The organism is Flavihumibacter profundi (genome assembly GCF_020076305.1).
Lineage (GTDB): Bacteria > Bacteroidota > Bacteroidia > Chitinophagales > Chitinophagaceae > Flavihumibacter > Flavihumibacter profundi.
The window spans coordinates 31,295-48,014 of sequence record NZ_JAIQXE010000002.1 but is presented as its reverse complement, the minus strand read 5'-3'; the positions used below and the strand labels follow the sequence as shown (position 1 = coordinate 48,014).

The 16,720-nt window shown below is 43.2% G+C and carries 12 protein-coding genes; 6 read left to right on the top strand and 6 right to left on the bottom strand.

The window, feature by feature from the left end; all coding sequences use genetic code 11:
- Positions 1-3: 3 nt before the first annotated feature.
- Positions 4-768, top strand: coding sequence for a CPBP family intramembrane glutamic endopeptidase (locus LAQ65_RS09950; protein WP_224116813.1), 765 nt, complete (start codon positions 4-6; stop codon positions 766-768).
- Here LAQ65_RS09950 and LAQ65_RS09945 read toward each other — a convergent pair.
- The gene (locus LAQ65_RS09945; RefSeq protein WP_224116812.1) at positions 711-2,174 is read right to left on the bottom strand and encodes a cation:proton antiporter; all 1,464 of its coding nucleotides are present in this window, start codon (positions 2,172-2,174) and stop codon (positions 711-713) included. The genes LAQ65_RS09950 and LAQ65_RS09945 overlap by 58 nt on opposite strands.
- 59 nt (positions 2,175-2,233) lie before the next feature.
- Between LAQ65_RS09945 and LAQ65_RS09940 the strand changes: the two genes are divergently transcribed.
- Together LAQ65_RS09940 and LAQ65_RS09935 are read left to right on the top strand one after the other, a co-directional pair.
- Positions 2,234-3,067, top strand: coding sequence for a polysaccharide lyase (locus tag LAQ65_RS09940; protein WP_224116811.1), 834 nt, complete (start codon positions 2,234-2,236; stop codon positions 3,065-3,067).
- A 52-nt stretch (positions 3,068-3,119) separates the two neighbouring features.
- Positions 3,120-4,253, top strand: a complete 1,134-nt coding sequence (locus LAQ65_RS09935; protein ID WP_224116810.1) for an acyltransferase family protein — start codon at positions 3,120-3,122, stop codon at positions 4,251-4,253.
- Positions 4,254-4,271: 18 nt separating this feature from the next.
- Here the strand turns inward: LAQ65_RS09935 and LAQ65_RS09930 are convergent, their stop codons facing one another.
- Positions 4,272-6,695, bottom strand: a complete 2,424-nt coding sequence (locus LAQ65_RS09930; RefSeq protein WP_224116809.1) for an ABC transporter permease — start codon at positions 6,693-6,695, stop codon at positions 4,272-4,274.
- A gap of 151 nt (positions 6,696-6,846) precedes the next feature.
- Positions 6,847-7,695 (bottom strand): AraC family transcriptional regulator, encoded by an 849-nt coding sequence (locus LAQ65_RS09925; RefSeq protein ID WP_224116808.1) that lies wholly within the window; start codon positions 7,693-7,695, stop codon positions 6,847-6,849.
- A gap of 209 nt (positions 7,696-7,904) precedes the next feature.
- Here LAQ65_RS09925 and LAQ65_RS09920 point away from each other — a divergent pair, with 209 nt between their 5' ends.
- Entirely contained in the window at positions 7,905-8,900 is a 996-nt protein-coding gene (locus tag LAQ65_RS09920) for a phytanoyl-CoA dioxygenase family protein (RefSeq protein WP_224116807.1), read from the top strand.
- Entirely contained in the window at positions 8,894-9,718 is an 825-nt protein-coding gene (locus tag LAQ65_RS09915; protein ID WP_224116806.1) for an aldo/keto reductase, read from the top strand. Before LAQ65_RS09920 ends, LAQ65_RS09915 begins: the two co-directional genes overlap by 7 nt.
- Here the strand turns inward: LAQ65_RS09915 and LAQ65_RS09910 are convergent.
- The 3 genes from LAQ65_RS09910 to LAQ65_RS09900 all read right to left on the bottom strand — a co-directional run bounded on the left by LAQ65_RS09910 (position 9,715) and on the right by LAQ65_RS09900 (position 14,191).
- Complete coding sequence (locus LAQ65_RS09910; protein ID WP_224116805.1) at positions 9,715-10,659, bottom strand: sugar phosphate isomerase/epimerase family protein; 945 nt, start codon at positions 10,657-10,659, stop codon at positions 9,715-9,717. The two genes, LAQ65_RS09915 and LAQ65_RS09910, sit on opposite strands and share 4 nt — an antisense overlap.
- Before the next feature lie 11 nt (positions 10,660-10,670).
- Entirely contained in the window at positions 10,671-13,592 is a 2,922-nt protein-coding gene (locus LAQ65_RS09905) for a PQQ-dependent sugar dehydrogenase (RefSeq protein ID WP_224116804.1), read from the bottom strand.
- 155 nt (positions 13,593-13,747) lie between these two features.
- Positions 13,748-14,191, bottom strand: coding sequence for an RrF2 family transcriptional regulator (locus tag LAQ65_RS09900; RefSeq protein WP_224116803.1), 444 nt, complete (start codon positions 14,189-14,191; stop codon positions 13,748-13,750).
- Between the two features lie 116 nt (positions 14,192-14,307).
- Here LAQ65_RS09900 and LAQ65_RS09895 point away from each other — a divergent pair, with 116 nt between their 5' ends.
- Positions 14,308-16,656, top strand: coding sequence for a nitric-oxide reductase large subunit (locus LAQ65_RS09895; RefSeq protein ID WP_224116802.1), 2,349 nt, complete (start codon positions 14,308-14,310; stop codon positions 16,654-16,656).
- Positions 16,657-16,720: the final 64 nt, after the last annotated feature.

Below are 16,720 nucleotides of genomic sequence, written 5' to 3'. Positions count from 1 at the left end.
ACTATGCAATTCCTTAAAGTTATCCTCGGATTCCTTATCCTGTTCGCTTTTTATCATGGCGCAGAATACATGATGTTATTTAAAAATAGCCCTGCCGGGTTTTTACTCCTCCAGGCTGCTTTCTTTATTGCTGCCTATACAGTTGCGAGGTTCCAGGGTTTTGGCGGACTTGGAGCATGGGGCATACAATTCAATAAAAAATGGTGGCGGAACCTTTTTGCCGGTTTGATTGCTGGTGGACTTGTTTATATCCTTTACTTTATTACCAGCCTTGCCTTTGATGTTGAACGGATTTCCAATATGCCGTCCTTGAATAAATTCCTCCCTTCATTTTTTCTTTTCACGTTCGGAACATTTTTTTCCTCCTTATCGGAAGATGTATTGACAAGGGGCTATGTATATCGCCATTTTAACGGAATTCTTGCCCCGCGGATATTATTGTACGGTTCAGCAATCCTCTATGTTTTAAACCATATTTACAGGCTGGCAGACGGACTACCTGTCTGGACCTACCTTTTTGTTATTGGAATTTTCCTGATGATGGCCCTGGTTAAAACAGGTAACCTGGGACTGACCCTAGGATTGCATTGGTCCGGCAATATTGTTTACCAATCCACCAATAATATTATTCAAACAGGGCCCGGCAATAATGCTTTTGCCGGGAACTACCTATACATTTTCTTTCTTCTTACACTGATTCCTGTAACGCTTTATTTAGGTACGCGGTTAACGAATTCTTTTGGGGAAACTATTGGGCGGGAGAAATAATAATTGATGAGTTCAAGTCCAGGGCCCGTCATGAGGGTTGTTGATAAAGCCATAATAACCATCATGGCAAAAATCTCAGGGGAAAGAATGCCCAGGTCAAAACCTATATTCAACACTACAAGTTCCATGAGTCCCCGGGTATTCATCAATACGCCCACGGATAATGCATCCTTCCACGATTGTCCCACTATCCTTGCGGCTAAAGTACTGCCACCGAATTTTCCGGTTACCGCAACCAATATGATCAGGATGCAAATCCACCAGTAATTTCCTTCGGTCAATAATCCAATATGTGTCCTCAATCCGGTAAAAGCAAAAAATATAGGCAGGAACAGCAATACGCTGATATCTTCCACTTTATCCGTCAGCAGTTTCTTGATGGAAGCTTCCTGGGGCATGATCACCCCAGCCAGGAAGGCACCGAATAATGCATGTATGCCGATCACTTCGGCTAGCCATGCACTTAAGAGTAAAACAAAAAACGATCCCGCAATAAGTGTTTTTGAAGTGGCTTTTCGTTTTACCAAATAGGCAGAAGTTTTTGACCACCAATTTTTTAAAGGGTAAAGCATAAAAACCACAAATAATACAGCTAACCCAATTGCCAGTAACGCACTCAACATGCCTCCGGCTTTTACAATTGCTATAACAACCGCCAGGATACACCATGCGGTAACATCATCAGCTGCCGCACAGGTAACGGTCAGGATTCCCAGAGGCGTTTGAGTCAGCTTTCTTTCCTGTAAAATGCGAGCCAGGACCGGGAAAGCAGTTATACTCATGGCAATTCCCATAAATAAGGCAAAGGAGAGAAAACTTGTACCAGTATATGCGAAATGTTCATAAAGAAAATAAGCAAGTAATGTTCCCAGGAAATAGGGGAAAAGAATACTGGCATGACTAATTACAACCGCATCTTTTGCCTTATTCCGCACCTGGGCAATGTCCAGTTCCATACCAATAACAAACATGAATAATACCAGGCCAACCTGGCTTAGGAACTGAAGGCTTTTGAGGGAATCAGGGAAAAACAAAAACGCAGAAAAACGGGGAAACACCCAACCCAGTAATGAGGGACCAAGTACAATACCTGCAATCATTTCACCAACAACAGACTGTAACCTCAGCCTTCTTGCCAGTGTTCCAAAAATGCGCGCTACCAGCAGGATAACAATGACCTGGAGCAATAAGCGACTAAGCGGTTGTTGCATATGCTGGTAAAACACTTCCAGTGGCGTTTCAGAAATAATTGACGGTACCCGTTCTATTGGGGTATTTACATTTGTTTCAGTTTGGGCCAGGCTACTATAATGAGGCACCAGCTTCTTACCTTTAGATATTATCCACCACATCAATCCAATGAAAAGGACAAAAACAGCTGAATATGTTAGCATGTATTTTTTCATTCCGGAAGATTGACAGGACAAAGAAAGGATAATTAGACAATGAAACTATCTTTATCAGAATGATTAAAGTTTTTCTGTTGGTCAGCGTATTGGCTATGGGCTGCGAGCTTCCTGCACAAAAATCAGGAAGCCGGTCTTCGCATTCATTTTCGGATCATTTTGATGCGGGCCTGGAAGTTAGCAATGGATGGTTTGCCATTGAATATGGCCGCAAGGAAAACCTTAAACTGGTAACAGACACCGCAAGGGCAGGTGCAAAAGCATTGAAAATAACACTCAGGAAAAATGACCCCGAATCGCAATATGGCAATAAGAGGACTGAACTCACCTATAATTATTATCCTGATTCCAAATTAATTGATACCACATTGCGGTGGTATGGTTTTTCGAATTATTTTCCATCAACTTATGGCGCTGATCCTGCTGAAGAAATCATTGCGCAATGGCATATTAGTTCACCCAAATGCGGCGCCAGTCCCACCCTGGCAATTGAAATTAAGGATGATCATTTCAGGGCAGTTGTTCGTTTCAGTACTGCTGATTATTGTGACAGCCCTAAAAGCATAGTACAAAAAATCTTTGATCTGGGCCCTGTAAAAAAAGACAGCTGGATGGATTGGAAAATTCAATACAACCCCAACACCAATGCATCTGGGCGAATACAGATCTGGAGGAATGATAGTAGTGTATTGAAGTATTCCGGGCCCTGCCAATATATTGGATCACCCTTCCCTTATTTCAAAATTGGTTTGTATAAATGGTGCTGGATGCCAGGTTGGACAGGAACACAAAGTAAACAGGAAGAAAGAACTTATTTCCTGGATGAAGTTATGATCGGTGCAAACAAATCAGATATAAGGCGTCCCGCGGGTAAGGGCCGGCCTGCTTTATGAAAAACCTGTAACTTAAAATTATCACTCACACGTAGTAGTAAAAAATCTGCTTATGGTAACCCAAAGGGACCGGCAACATTATATTGACTGGATAAGAGTGCTTGCATTCATATTACTGATTATATTTCATTCGTCAATGCCTTTTGTACCTTATGGATGGGAAGTAAAAAATGCGCAAACATCACAAGCCTTAATGAATTTGATCTGGTGGTTCCACCAATGGCGACTTCCGCTGTTATTTTTTATTTCCGGCGTAGGCGTATATTTTTCACTTCAGCGCAGGCCGGTTCCGGTTTTTCTTTGGGAAAGGGTTAAAAGATTATTTATCCCGCTGGTTTTTGCAATGTTATTTACCATTCCACTGCAGGTATGGGTCGAATACACGCAAAAGGGCCGAATACATGAAAGTTACATCGATTTTTATCCATCAGTATGGAAGTTCATCCCCTATCCCGATGGTAGTTTAACCTGGAGCCATATGTGGTTTGTTGTTTACCTCTTCACCTTTATCCTTATACTAACCCCCATATTCTTCCTGTTCAAAATAAAATTGCTGGCCAATTTCAAGGAAAAAATTACTGGCCTGTTAGCTTCCCCTGTTGGTACTGTCCTTATGGTCATCCCGCTGATGTATATTTATTATACTTTATTTCTTGCCTGGCCCGAACAAGGAAGCCTGTTCGACGACTGGTTTGTCTTCATTTTTTCGATCACCCTACTGCTTTACGGGTATTTCCTGGGTGGGTCTTTATCCTTTTGGAGCAATTGTGAAAAATACCGGAAGCCTTACCTGCTTGTTGCAGTTATAACGGTGGCATCACTTTATGCAATGTACTGGTGGCCCTTGCAAATCCCAAAGGAGTATGGGCCAAAGTACACTTCCTACGCCTTATTAAACTGCCTGGAAATCTGGATGGTCATCCTGGCTATATCGGGTTATGCAAAAAAATACCTGAACTTTTCTTCCCCGGTCCTGACTTACCTGAACAGGGCTGTTTACCCTTTTTATATCCTGCACCAAACTGTAATTGTGGTTATAGGATACCAGGTTGTGCAATGGAGCCTGCCTTTACTGGTAAAACTTATAGTGCTAACCATTTTAAGCGCAATTACCATTTTTTCCATTTACCACTTTATCATCAGGCGAACCAGGTTAACCAGGTTTTTGTATGGGGTAAAAGATTGAATTAACCCGGAAGTATAGCTATTCTGTCCTCAGGCTTTTCACCGGGTTTTGCATGGCCGCACGCACGGTATTCACGCTAATGGTCAGCAGCGCTATGAGGATAGCTAAAAATGCTACGCCGGCAAAGATCCACCATGGCGTTTCGGCCTGGTAAGGAAAATCCTGCAGCCATTTATGCATGACTATCCAGGCAATAGGTGTCGCAATCAATACCGCGATCACCACAAGCAAAAGGAATTCTTTTGATATCAGCAATGAAATATTTTGCACGCTGGCCCCGAGGACTTTTCTGACACCAATTTCCTTAACGCGGTGCTGGATGACCAGCAATACCATGGCCAGCAGTCCCATACAGGAAAGCGCAATAGAAACAAAAGCGGCAATGCTGAATAATACGGACATCATTTTTTCCTGCCTGTACCAGTTGTTTATATTTTCTTCTACAAAGCTTCCCATGAATTCATGGCCGGGTTCCAGTTTGGCCATTTCATTTTTTAGTGTCTCCATTGCTGAGATCACATGCCGGGAAGATATTTTTACAAAACAATAGGATAACCTGTCATTTTTATACATTGTTAAGGTGAGCGGGTGTATAGCTTCATGCAGGGAATACAAATGGAAATCGGGGAAGATACCCACAACATGCCAGCGGGGTCCCGCACTGTCAATCAGCAGGTCCATGCCTACCAGGTTCTTTTCATTGAACTGCTTTGCCACACTTTCGGAAACCAGCACATTGTATAAGGAATCGCCTCCGTAAGCCATGTCAAAATCCCTTCCATCAATCGCCTTCAGGCCCATGGTCTTCAGGTAATCGTAGTCCACCGCCGCCAAATTGGTAATAATATTTTTTTCTTTGTAATCGAACCCGATTCTCGATCTGCTGGTGCTTCTGTCCAGACCCTCGCCAATATTGATATTGCTGCCGGTTATGGAAAGGATTTCCGGATCATTCACCAACCTGGTCCTTAGTTTATTGATCGTTTCTTTTCCTTTTTCCGGATTGTATAAAGGAATACTGACCATATAGTCTTTGTTGATGCCCAGGTCAGCGGATTGCAGGTATTGGAACTGCCGGTATATCACCAGAGTGCAGGTGATCATGATACAGGCTACGGAGAATTGTGCCACGATCAGTGCATTCCTTAAAATGCTTTTCCGCTGCAGGCTCAGCTTTCCTTTGAGCGTTTCTACCACCTTAAATTTTGCCATCAGCCATGAAGGATAACCGCCGGCGACCAGGGAAACAAACAATAAGAGTCCAAGTGAAAGGCCGATAAACACTGGCTGTAGCATAATTTCATTCATGTCAATATTCAACTCCCGGATATTGGTAATATAATGACCGCCTAATTTGATCATTAGAAGTGAACCCAGGAAAGCAATTGCACAGACCAGGAAACTCTCACTCCATAACTGCCCGAATAACCGGCCTTTTGCTGCACCCAGGCATTTCCGTACGCCGATTTCCTTGCTTCGCGTAAAAGCATTCGCCAGGTTAATATTGATAAAATTGAAACTGGCAATTAGAATGATCAGCAAACCAACAATCAGTATTGAAGCAATTTGTGCATAGCTGGTGGTAGAGCGTCCATTCACCCTTGGGCTAAAATGTATTTTACTTAAGGGCAGTAATCTTGTAGCCCATAGGTCGCCTTGCTTATCGGGAAGGCCGCCGTCTTTTTTCATCTCTGTATACCATTCAGGCAAGTACTTTTGGTTAACCTGCTTCAGTTGTGCTTCGGCCTGTGCCTGTGTGGCACTTTCTTTTAATAGCACATACACCGGGTGGTGCTGGTTGTCCCAACGATTTTTATTGATGGCATAATCCGACCGGTTTTCAATACGGGTCAGTACATCAAATTTTATACTTGAGTTAACAGGGAAATCTTTTAGTACTGCAGAAACCGTCAGCGCCTGCATGGTTTCGCCTGCGGAGGCATTGACGGTTTTCCCGATCGGGTCTTCATTACCAAAGATCTTTTTTGCAGCATATTCGGTAATAACAATATCTGTTAAGCGTGTGAGCGGATTGCCACTGTTGCCCTTAACGACAGGAAAACTGAAGATGGATAAAAAGTCTTCATCCACCATCATATTTGTTACGGAAAGCTCTTTGTTATTATAAATTAATTTTTTCCCGCCATTCAGGAAACGGGTAGATTTTTCTATAGCCGGGACTTCTGCTTTAAAAGTTGGTGCTGCCGGGTAACCAAAGGAATTGCCAATATCTTCACCGGTCTTTTTGTTGAAGACATTATAGGCCTGGTAGATCCGGTTACCGTTCTTATGAAAATTATCAAACCGCAATTGGGTGTACACGGCCATCAGGATAATAATCCCAATGGTAAAACCAATGATTAATCCACCGATATTGATCGAAGTATGCAGTTTATTCCGGAACAGGTTTCTCCAGGCAATTTTGAAATAGTTGGTCAGCATAACAGAATATTTTTCCCACTCCTGTCGCTACTAATGCAATGCCAATTTCATAAATAAATAAAGATCAACATATTATGGTAATATAAAGAGGGTACACTGTCCGGTTTTGATACGCAATCCGTCCGGTTTCAAAACCATCTTGTTTAACTTTTTAAAAAACCACCTGCTTTTTCCTGAAGGCTGTAGGATTCTCGCCCGCAAATTTTTTGAAGGTCTTGTTAAAGTGGGACAGGTTTTCAAATCCAGTTTCATAACAGGCATCTGTGACCGACATGTCCTGCATCAACAATTTTTTCGATTGGTTGATCCGGTACTGGTTTAAGAAGTCGGTGAAGGTCAGGTGTGTTGATTTCTTAAAATAACGGCAAAATGCAGGGGTAGATAAATTTACCAGCGCCGCCACTTCATGTACATCGATGGTTTCTGTATAATGGGATTCTATAAAATGATAGATCTTATGCAGGCGTTGTTGCTCTTTTAAAACAGAAGCCCTGGCAATCGGCCGGGTATTCAATGGAATAAATTCTTCACTTGATGCTAACAGCTGGAAAACCTGCAATAAGGTGATTAATTGGTCAAAGTGGTTAAGCGTCGTAAGTGTTTTTAATTTATTACCGGCCAGCCTTTTTGTTTCTCCATAAAAAGCAAATCCGCTCCTTGCCCGTTCAAATAAATCATTGATGGCAGCAATTTCAGGCAGGCCAAAAAATGATGCACCTAAAAAATGTTCTTTCATCTGCACGACCACTGTTTCTGCAATGGTCTTCACACCATAATCAAAATTCAGGTGGGGAATATTTGGCCCTATCAGGGCCAGGTCACTTCCTGCATATTTGGAAATATGGTCGCCGATATGCCGGATACCATTGTCGGCTTCTACATATACAATTTCATATTCCGGGTGGAAATGCCAGTAAAACAGTTCATTTAATTTAGGCGTTAGTAGTATCTTGAAAGAACTGTCCGCATCGGGTTGTATGGCTTCAAGTTTTACTTTCAATTTGGAAGATTTTGTCCTGGGTTGTGTTTTTTGTGCCAATAATTTACAAAAAATGTCAATACAGCACAAATACTTGCGATTACAGGGGTAGGAACCCGCTTATAGCAGGTTGTATTTTTGGTATATAATTCACAAAAACGATTGCACCATGAACTCCAGGATTTATACCGTTCGCTGGATTGCAAACACCACCACCTAAATAGCATTTTATGGAACAAAAAACAATGGCACCCACGATTCAGCCAACAATGGCACCTGCAATGATGCCCAACAATGCCCATAAAGATATTCCGGGCAATCCTTCAACTGCAAAAAGCAGTGCCACCAGCCTGAACGACCGCAGCAATGGTAAACCACTGCGTGTTTTGAGCGAAGAAGACTGGAATTTCTGGACCACAAATGGTTACATCGTTATTAAAAATGCAGTGCCCCGTGAACAGGCCCTGGCTACTGCCCGGTTCCTTTGGGAGTTTGAAGAGAAGGATCCCGATAATCCGGAAACCTGGTATACCCCGCCACGTGCAGAAATGAAAATGAAAGAACTGACCAATACGGGTATGGTTGAAGTTTACAACAACCAGCACTTATGGAATAACCGCCAGATGCAAAAGGTCTATGATGCCTTTGCAGATATCTGGGGGACTGAAAAACTTTGGGTTACCATTGATCGCGCCAACCTGAATTTTCCGATACGGCCAGGATTTGAATACAAGGGATTTATCCATTGGGATTATGATCCGGAAACCAAACCTGTAAATGTTCAGGGTGTATTGGCACTTGCTGACCAGGATGATGAAAACATGGGTGGGTTCCAGTGTATCCCTGAATTGTTCCGCACGTATGATACCTGGAAGCTTACACAGCCGGAAGACCGCGACCATTTTAAGCCGGATACTACAGGCTTTGAAACAGTGAAAGTGAAAATGGAAGCAGGCGATTTACTTATTTTCAACAGCCTCCAGCCTCATGGTATCCGGCCAAATTTAAGCGGTAATAAAGTTCGTATGGCACAATATATTTCCATGATGCCTGCTGAAGAAGATAACGAATCATTACGCCAATGGCGTATTACTTCCTGGCGCGACAGGGTTGCCCCTGAAGGTTATGCATTTCCTGGTGACCCAAGGAATTGGGAACAGACAAAATATGAAACCGCCGTATTATCTGAATTAGGAAAAAAATTATTAGGATTAGAAAAATGGTAAACAAACAACAACCTTACACCACGCTCAGCAATGGGATCCAAATGCCATTGCTGGGCCTTGGTGTTTATGACATGTATGATAAAGAAGCAGAACAGGCTACGCTCGATGCACTTGAAATTGGTTACCGGCTAATTGATACCGCATCCCTGTATAATAACGAAACTGAAATCGGAAGGGCAATAAAAAAATGCGGACTACCACGCAATGAAGTTTTTATAACTACAAAAGTGGGCAACGGTGACCATGGTTTTGACGCTACTATGAGGGCGTTTGAAACCAGCTTAGGGAAACTGCAGCTGGACTATGTTGACCTTTACCTTGTGCACTGGCCGGTAAGCGGGAAACGGAAAGAAACCTGGCTGGCGCTGGAAAAATTATACACTGACAAAAGAGTCAGGGCTATTGGTGTTGCCAATTACCTCGTTCCTTTCCTGGAAGAGCTTTCCGGTTATTCAAGTTTCACACCCATGCTGGACCAGGTTGAATTTACGCCCTGGCTGTTCCAGGAAAATTTACTGGAATATTGCCAGGAACGAAAAATCCAATTGCAATCTTATTCGCCAATCACGCGCGGAAAAAAATTGGGTGACCCGAGGCTATTGGAGCTCTCCAAAAAATATGGCAAAACACCAGCACAAATTGTACTGCGATGGAATCTCGAGCATGGCATTTCTACAATCCCAAAATCTTCCAGTAAGAACAGGCTGCTGGAAAATTTCGAGGCAACAGGTTTTTCACTGGGCAAAGAAGATGTCGCCTACATAGATACATTCAATGAGGATTTCAGGATTTGTGATAATCCTATGGACATGTTTTAAGCAAGTATTTTCGTGGTGATATTTTTATAGCTTGTTGCGATATTTTCCAACGGGTTTGGCGCGCCATCCTGCTCAACAAAAAAATGTTTCATGCCTGCATCTTTTGAGGCCGCAAATATTCTTTTGAAATCGACAGTACCATTACCCACTTCCGTCGGTGCCTGCTTTTCGGCTGTAATATCTTTTACATGCCATAAGGGAAAACGTCCCGGGTACTTTTTAAATAAAGCAACAGGATCGGCACCCGCTTTAGTAGCCCAGCCAAGGTCCAATTCCATTTTCAGGAGATCTGCGCTAACCTGTGAAAGCAGCATATCATAAGGAACCTGTCCTTCTACTGATTCAAATTCATGGGTATGGTTATGATAGCAAAAAGTAAGTCCCGCTTTTTTAGCTGCTTCACCTGACCGGTTTAATATCTCAATCGCTTCCTTGATTTCATCCAGTGTATTTAAGGGAATTGAAGAACAAACCAGGAATTTTACACCGCCTTCTGCAGCTTCATCAACAATCTGCTGGTGGTTCTCTTTCAGGTTCATCATCGGCGGGAATTTCATTGGCGGTTGTTGCTTAGTGGTATCCGCGCCTGCAGGTGGCTTGAATCCACCCGGTGGCATTTTGAATGGCGCCCCGATTGTATGATGTGATACCCAGGATAGCCCCAATTCCTTTGTTAACGCCGCAAATTCTTTTGGCTTCATTCCATAATACCCGCCTTTCATGCTAAAGGCCGATTCCAAATCCTTATACCCAATTTCAGCCACTTTTTGTAATGTGCCACGAACGTCATTATCAATTACTCTTCCCAGTGTATACAATTGTAGTCCCAATGGATGCATCTTTTTCTCTTCTAAAAATGCAGCGTATCCTTTGCGGGACAGAACCAGTCCGCCCAATGCCAGTAACCCGGAATTCCTGATAAAATTTCTCCTGTTATTCATATTGATATTTATTACTTGTTAATGAACGTGATATTTGAGAAAGACATTAATTGATCGTTGGGTTTTGCTTTATCATTCCTGAAAACAAAATACAGGTCATGCTGGCCATCAATTGGTTTGATATCTACCTTGATACCCGGCCTTGCAAAAGGATTGAAATTCGCAGGCATTTTTTTAGGCGCTGCATTTTGTTTTGTAGCAAGTGCTGCTGCTGGTGGCTTTATTGCATCTGCACCAGTCTTTGCTTTGGCTCCACCGGCGTTTTGTACTGAGTTTGCAGTCATCCCCGGAAAAACCGGGTTTGCCGCAACGATTTCAGTCTGGGCAAGTAATTCACCGGTCGGTCCGTCAAGCCTCGTTTCGATTGTCCCGCCAACAAATCCCTGCATAGGCATTGCTGAAGCGCTTAATTCGAGTTGTTTTATCCCGGTAAGGTCAATTTGCCTGAAACCAATATAGCCATTGGATTTTGGAATTACATTCAGGGAAACCGCGAACATTGTTTGCAGCTTGGTATTTGCATCCTGGAAAATATCAGCAGTACCCGGACTCACCTGCGGACTTCTTAACAGGACTATTTTTTCACTGGTAAGTGGTGCTGATGATGGTGCGCCTTTATCAGTATACGCTGCACGGACTACAATGCTACCCTTACCGTTATCACCTTCCGGAATTTTCGGGGTGTAATTGCCTTTTAATGGTAAAGAACTAATTGTTTTCTCCTTTACACGAAGGATATAGTTAACGATGGTGCGGGCATCATTTTCCGAAATGGAAGGATGGGCGGGCATATTCACTTCACCCCAAACGCCGGTTCCGCCTGTCCTGATTTTCCTGGGAAGGGAATCCAGTGCCCATGCAAACCTGGCCTGGTATTTATCTGCTATATCAATAAACATTGGGCCAATGGATTTGGTATCCACGTGGTGACAATTATTACAATCGCTTTTACTGATGAATGCCTTTGCAACTGCAAACCTTGTTGAAGCATCAACACTTCTTTGTCCCTGTATCAATTCTGCAAAATCAAATCCTTCAGAGGTATAATCAATACTTGCAGCAACCTGCGCCGGGTCGATACGGCCGTCTTCTTTATCACTTGCTTCGATCGTATAGGACAATGGTTTACCCGGGAAATAGAAAGTCTTGTTGCCCGTAATATTGAGGCTGATTACCGGGGGTTCATTACCCGCTATGATTTTCACGGACTGGTTGTTTTTGGCACCTTGCGGATCAGTAACTGTTAACGTTGCCGTGTATTCGCCGGGTTGTGTAAATTCAGCTTTTGGATTTGGTTCATTAAAGGTCATCGGCGCTGCACCTCCGGCTGAAGTAATCTTCCATTCATATTTCAGGGAATCGCCATCAAAATCTTTGGTGCCGGCAGACGAGAAGTTTATAGTTAGTGGAACAGCACCACCGCTGGCACTTGCTGATGCATGGACAGTTGGCGTGCGGTTGCCAGCATTGTACTCTATACGCACCAGTTTTGCATTATTACTTTTCCTGAACCAATTGCTGCCATACTCAAGCACATACAGGTCGCCGTTATGTCCAAATTTAATATCAATGGGTTCAATAGGCAGGTATGACGGCAGGAATTGTTCCATCGATTGGTAATCACCTTTATCATTCATGGTTATGGCCATTATCCAGCCCCTTGTAAGGTCAGCCGCAATCCATTTGCCTTCATAATATGCCGGGAAAGGACGTGTTGCATTTTTAAAATCAGACTGGTGGTATATTGGTCCGCCTACTGCGCAACGGCCACCGGAACCGACCAGCGGAAATTTTTCAGAACTCCTGTACGGGTATGATATAAATGCCGGCTGTGCCGGGGGCAATTCCGTCAGGCCGGTATTATTAACAGATAGATTGATGGGCTTTTTCGGATCCTTACCCGGATAAACAGAATCCTTTGTATAGTCGTAAAAAGGATATGCCCGGTTCTCCCCAATAAAATAGGGCCATCCAAAATAACCCGGTCCACGCGCCTGGTTTAATTCATCCATGCCTGCCCGGGTTGTGCGGGTATCTTCGTTAGCATCCGGACCAACTTCACCCCAGTACAGATAACCGGTCTTGCTATCGACGGAAGGGCGCCAGGGATTACGGTCACCCATGATATAAATTTCGGGCCTTGTTTTGGCGGTGCCCTTTGGAAAGAGGTTTCCATCCGGAATACTGTATGTTCCATCCGGTTCTGGATGTATCCGTAAAATTTTTCCACGAAGGTCATTAGTATTGGAAGAACCCCGTTGGTCATCCCAGCTGCTGCGGTCGGGCCTTTCGTCGGTTTGTGATTTATCGGCCACATTGCCGGTATTATTGCCTACAGTCAGGTAAAGGTCGCCATTAGCATCCCAGGTCATGCCGCCGCCGGTGTGGCAGCAGACCTCCCTTTGTGTGGGAATTTCAAGCATTACTTTTTCAGAACCCTGGACGAGTTTATCGTTCTGCAAGTCCCAGCGGGAAAGCACAAACTTTTTTTCAGTAGGATGTGCATAATATAAATAAGCCCAGTGGTTCTCCTCGAATTTCGGGTCAACGGTGAAGCCATTAAAACCTTCTTCAGCCTCAGTCACCCTTCCTTCCCTGCTGGTGTATTTTGTGTTTACAGCTATTGTCCCGGCATCTGAAACAGTTTTTGTAAGCGGGTCGAAGAGCTTCAGGGCGCCTTTTCTTTCAGCAATAAATACTTTGCCGTTTTTGAGCACTTCAAAATTCATTGGCTCATCCAGGGTCCCTTCCGGTGTAAGTGTTACGGGAGTAAACCTGTTATCATCCGGTTTATTATTGTCAGTTACGGTGGCCGTTTGTTCTGTGCCGGCCTGCTTTTGCTTACAGGAGCTGGCTAAAATAAATATTGCGGAAATTGCCAGCAGGCTGAACCGTGAAAAGATTTTTAGTCTTGTGCAGCAGTCGTTTTGCATATCGTGGGAGTTGTGTATTGAAAATATAACCAAACTCCACCCGGAAGCAAAAAAAGCGACAAACCTTAAAAATTCAGATACGTAGCCGAACTGCACACTTTACTAGAGTTTTCTCGGCGAATCGGCCAGGAAGTGGCCAGGACCATCTATGGAAGCTACTTGGACCTGTTACTGATAAACCCGTCACCACTATTAATATCATCCGCCAGCTGCTGGATTGTTTTTTTTTCAAATAAGTCAATCAATTGTTCCTTGATGACTTTATATTTTGAATGCATCGGACAGGGTTTTATTGAAGAACATTTCGCCAGTCCCAGTACACATTTTTCAAGAACATCGTCTTCTCCCATCGCTTCGAGTACAACCCTTACCGACTGCTTCCTGGCTTTTTCAGTCATGTAAAACCCACCATTCGGTCCGCTTACAGACCGAATGACTTTATTATTCTTTCGAAGCGACTGTAAAATTTTGGCAGTATAGGATTGTGGTGAATCGATGGCTTTAGCGATTTCGTCTATCCCGATTTTGCTTTCCTCAGTACCTTTTTGGGCGATGTAAATAGTTGCCCTGAGTGCGTATTCCGTTGCTTTAGAAAACATGAAAGGTTATTTATTAGGGAATGTACATCAATAGCCAATCGCTTCCAAAGCCACAGGCAAAATAATTAAGGACAAATATATCCTTAATTAGTATTTTTACCGGCAAATTCCTGCTTATGGCGAAAAATAATTCAATTATTTACCTGCTGAATCCGAAAAACTGGTGGCTGCCCCTGCTGGTTATTTTTGTGATCAGTATTGCCGGGGTTACTATGATTGGCGTACATACTTACACTGAAGCTCCGCCAATCCCTGCTTATGTATCCCCAGGTAACGAGGTGATATTTACCAGCGATGAAGTATTAAACGGACAGGCAGTTTTTCAAAAATACGCCCTGATGGAATACGGGAGCATGTTTGGTGATGGAGCCAATCGCGGTCCGGATTATACCGCAGAGGCATTGCACCTTGTTGCACTATACATGAATGACTTTTACCTGTCGCAGTATAAAGATGGTGTAAATGCTGATTTGCTGGAAAAGGGGGTTGCTGAAAAGGTAAAAGCTGAAATTAAAAACAACAGTTACCATGAAAAAGATAACCGTGTAATACTTACGGATGCACAGGTTTATGCAACCGGGGAACTTGTAAAATATTACCAGCAGAAGTTCACTGATGCCAGTGCACCCGGAGGTTTTAAACCATCCGGATATATTTCAGATGCAAAAGAAATCAGGTCACTAACTGCCTTTTTCTACTGGGGTGCCTGGGTTTGTGGCGTTGAAAGGCCAGGGGAGCAATACAGCTATACCCATAACTGGCCCTTTGATCCGAAAGCCGGTAACACACCAGGTGCTGCAATTGTGCTATGGAGTATAATTGGTTCCCTGGGATTGATCTTAGGATTAGGTATCGTATTGTATTACCATGGAAAACTTGAAAAGCTGGATGATGAAGCCTATACCAATCATGCACAAGCTTTTATGACCCGGGGTGAAATTCAAAAGTTTCAACCCGATGCTGTGCAAAAAGCAACTTACAAATACTTTTACGCAGCCATTTTACTGTTTGGGATCCAGGTGCTTTCAGGCATATTAACTGTTCATGATTTTGTAGGATTTGTCAATTATTTCGGATTTAATATTTCAGAAGTTTTACCAATTACAGTTACCAGGAGCTGGCACGTACAATTATCCATTTTATGGATTTCAGCCTGCTGGATTGGCGCTTCCTTTTTTATGATGTCACTGGTATCACCCAACCAGGCAAAAAGCCAGGTCAGGCTTATCAATACTATTTTCTGGCTTACCATAGTATTAGTGGGCGGTTCCTTTGCGGGAATGCTGCTGGGACCAAAAGGAATCCTTGGAAAGTACTGGTACTGGCTGGGCCACCAGGGATGGGAATATGTTGAAATTGGAAAACTTTGGCAGGTAATCCTTGGCGTTGTGTTTATCCTCTGGGCTGTTACTATTTACCGTGGCATTAAACCGGTAATGAAATTGAAGCAGCCCTGGGCCTTACCCAATTGGTTGGTATATACCACCTTCAGCATTATTTTTCTATTGATTTCAGGTTTTATTGCAACGCCAAAAACCAATTTCGTGATTGCAGATTTCTGGCGCTGGATGGTAGTACATATGTGGGCAGAAGCTTTTTTTGAAGTATTCACTACTGTTTTGATCGGTTACTTCATGGTGGTTATGGGATTGGTCAGCAAACAGGCTGCCACCCGTGTTATATACCTGGCCACGCTATTGTTTTTAGGCTCAGGTTTACTCGGTATCTCCCATAATTTTTATTGGAACGCCAAACCTGTTGGCACTATGGCATTAGGATCCGTGTTCTCCACTTTACAGGTATTACCACTTGTATTGCTAACCCTGGAAGCCTGGCGGTTCAGCAAGCTCCCAAAACTGTTGGAAAATAATAACGGTGCACATGGTGATGCCAGCAAGCGGTTTGGCTTTTCAGAAGTTTTCTTGTTTTTGGTGGCAGTGAATTTCTGGAATTTTTTCGGAGCCGGCGTTCTTGGATTTATCATCAACCTTCCTATCGCAAACTATTATGAACATGGTACCTACTTAACCGTAAACCATGGCCATGCCGCCCTTATGGGAGTTTATGGAAATCTCGCTATTGCAGCCGTATTATTTTGCTGTCAATTATTATTTAAGGCAGAATGGTGGAAACCCCGTGTTATTAAGATTTCCTTCTGGTCAATCAATATAGGCTTGCTCCTGATGGTATTCCTTGATTTATTCCCGGCAGGAATCTGGCAATTCAAAACTGTCACTGAACAGGGTTTATGGTTTGCCCGTAGCCATACATTTATTGAGAGCAATGCATTCCAAACGCTTACCTGGCTGCGAATTATCGGCGGTTCGGTATTTACCGCCGGAGGTGTAATACCATTAGTGTGGTTTATCACCAGCAGGAGAAAAGGATTGAAAGAAAAGGATATTCAGCTTACAACAAAAGAAATAGTAAATGAAATTATTACGGTGCCTGTGGCTCAATATTGAAATTCATACCATCAGGCGGATTGAATTTCAAATGTTATTGCTGAAGAAACATATTTCAGAAAGC

Excerpts from the sequence above, each read along its gene's own strand:
- LAQ65_RS09895 (WP_224116802.1), top strand. The coding sequence starts at position 14,308 with ATGGCGAAAAATAATTCAATTATTTACCTGCTGAATCCGAAAAACTGG.
- LAQ65_RS09920 (WP_224116807.1), top strand. The coding sequence starts at position 7,905 with ATGGAACAAAAAACAATGGCACCCACGATTCAGCCAACAATGGCACCT.
- LAQ65_RS09945 (WP_224116812.1), bottom strand. The coding sequence starts at position 2,174 with ATGAAAAAATACATGCTAACATATTCAGCTGTTTTTGTCCTTTTCATT.
- LAQ65_RS09915 (WP_224116806.1), top strand. The coding sequence starts at position 8,894 with ATGGTAAACAAACAACAACCTTACACCACGCTCAGCAATGGGATCCAA.
- LAQ65_RS09905 (WP_224116804.1), bottom strand. The coding sequence starts at position 13,592 with ATGCAAAACGACTGCTGCACAAGACTAAAAATCTTTTCACGGTTCAGC.
- LAQ65_RS09910 (WP_224116805.1), bottom strand. The coding sequence starts at position 10,659 with ATGAATAACAGGAGAAATTTTATCAGGAATTCCGGGTTACTGGCATTG.
- LAQ65_RS09940 (WP_224116811.1), top strand. The coding sequence starts at position 2,234 with ATGATTAAAGTTTTTCTGTTGGTCAGCGTATTGGCTATGGGCTGCGAG.
- LAQ65_RS09900 (WP_224116803.1), bottom strand. The coding sequence starts at position 14,191 with ATGTTTTCTAAAGCAACGGAATACGCACTCAGGGCAACTATTTACATC.
- LAQ65_RS09930 (WP_224116809.1), bottom strand. The coding sequence starts at position 6,695 with ATGCTGACCAACTATTTCAAAATTGCCTGGAGAAACCTGTTCCGGAAT.
- LAQ65_RS09950 (WP_224116813.1), top strand. The coding sequence starts at position 4 with ATGCAATTCCTTAAAGTTATCCTCGGATTCCTTATCCTGTTCGCTTTT.
- LAQ65_RS09935 (WP_224116810.1), top strand. The coding sequence starts at position 3,120 with ATGGTAACCCAAAGGGACCGGCAACATTATATTGACTGGATAAGAGTG.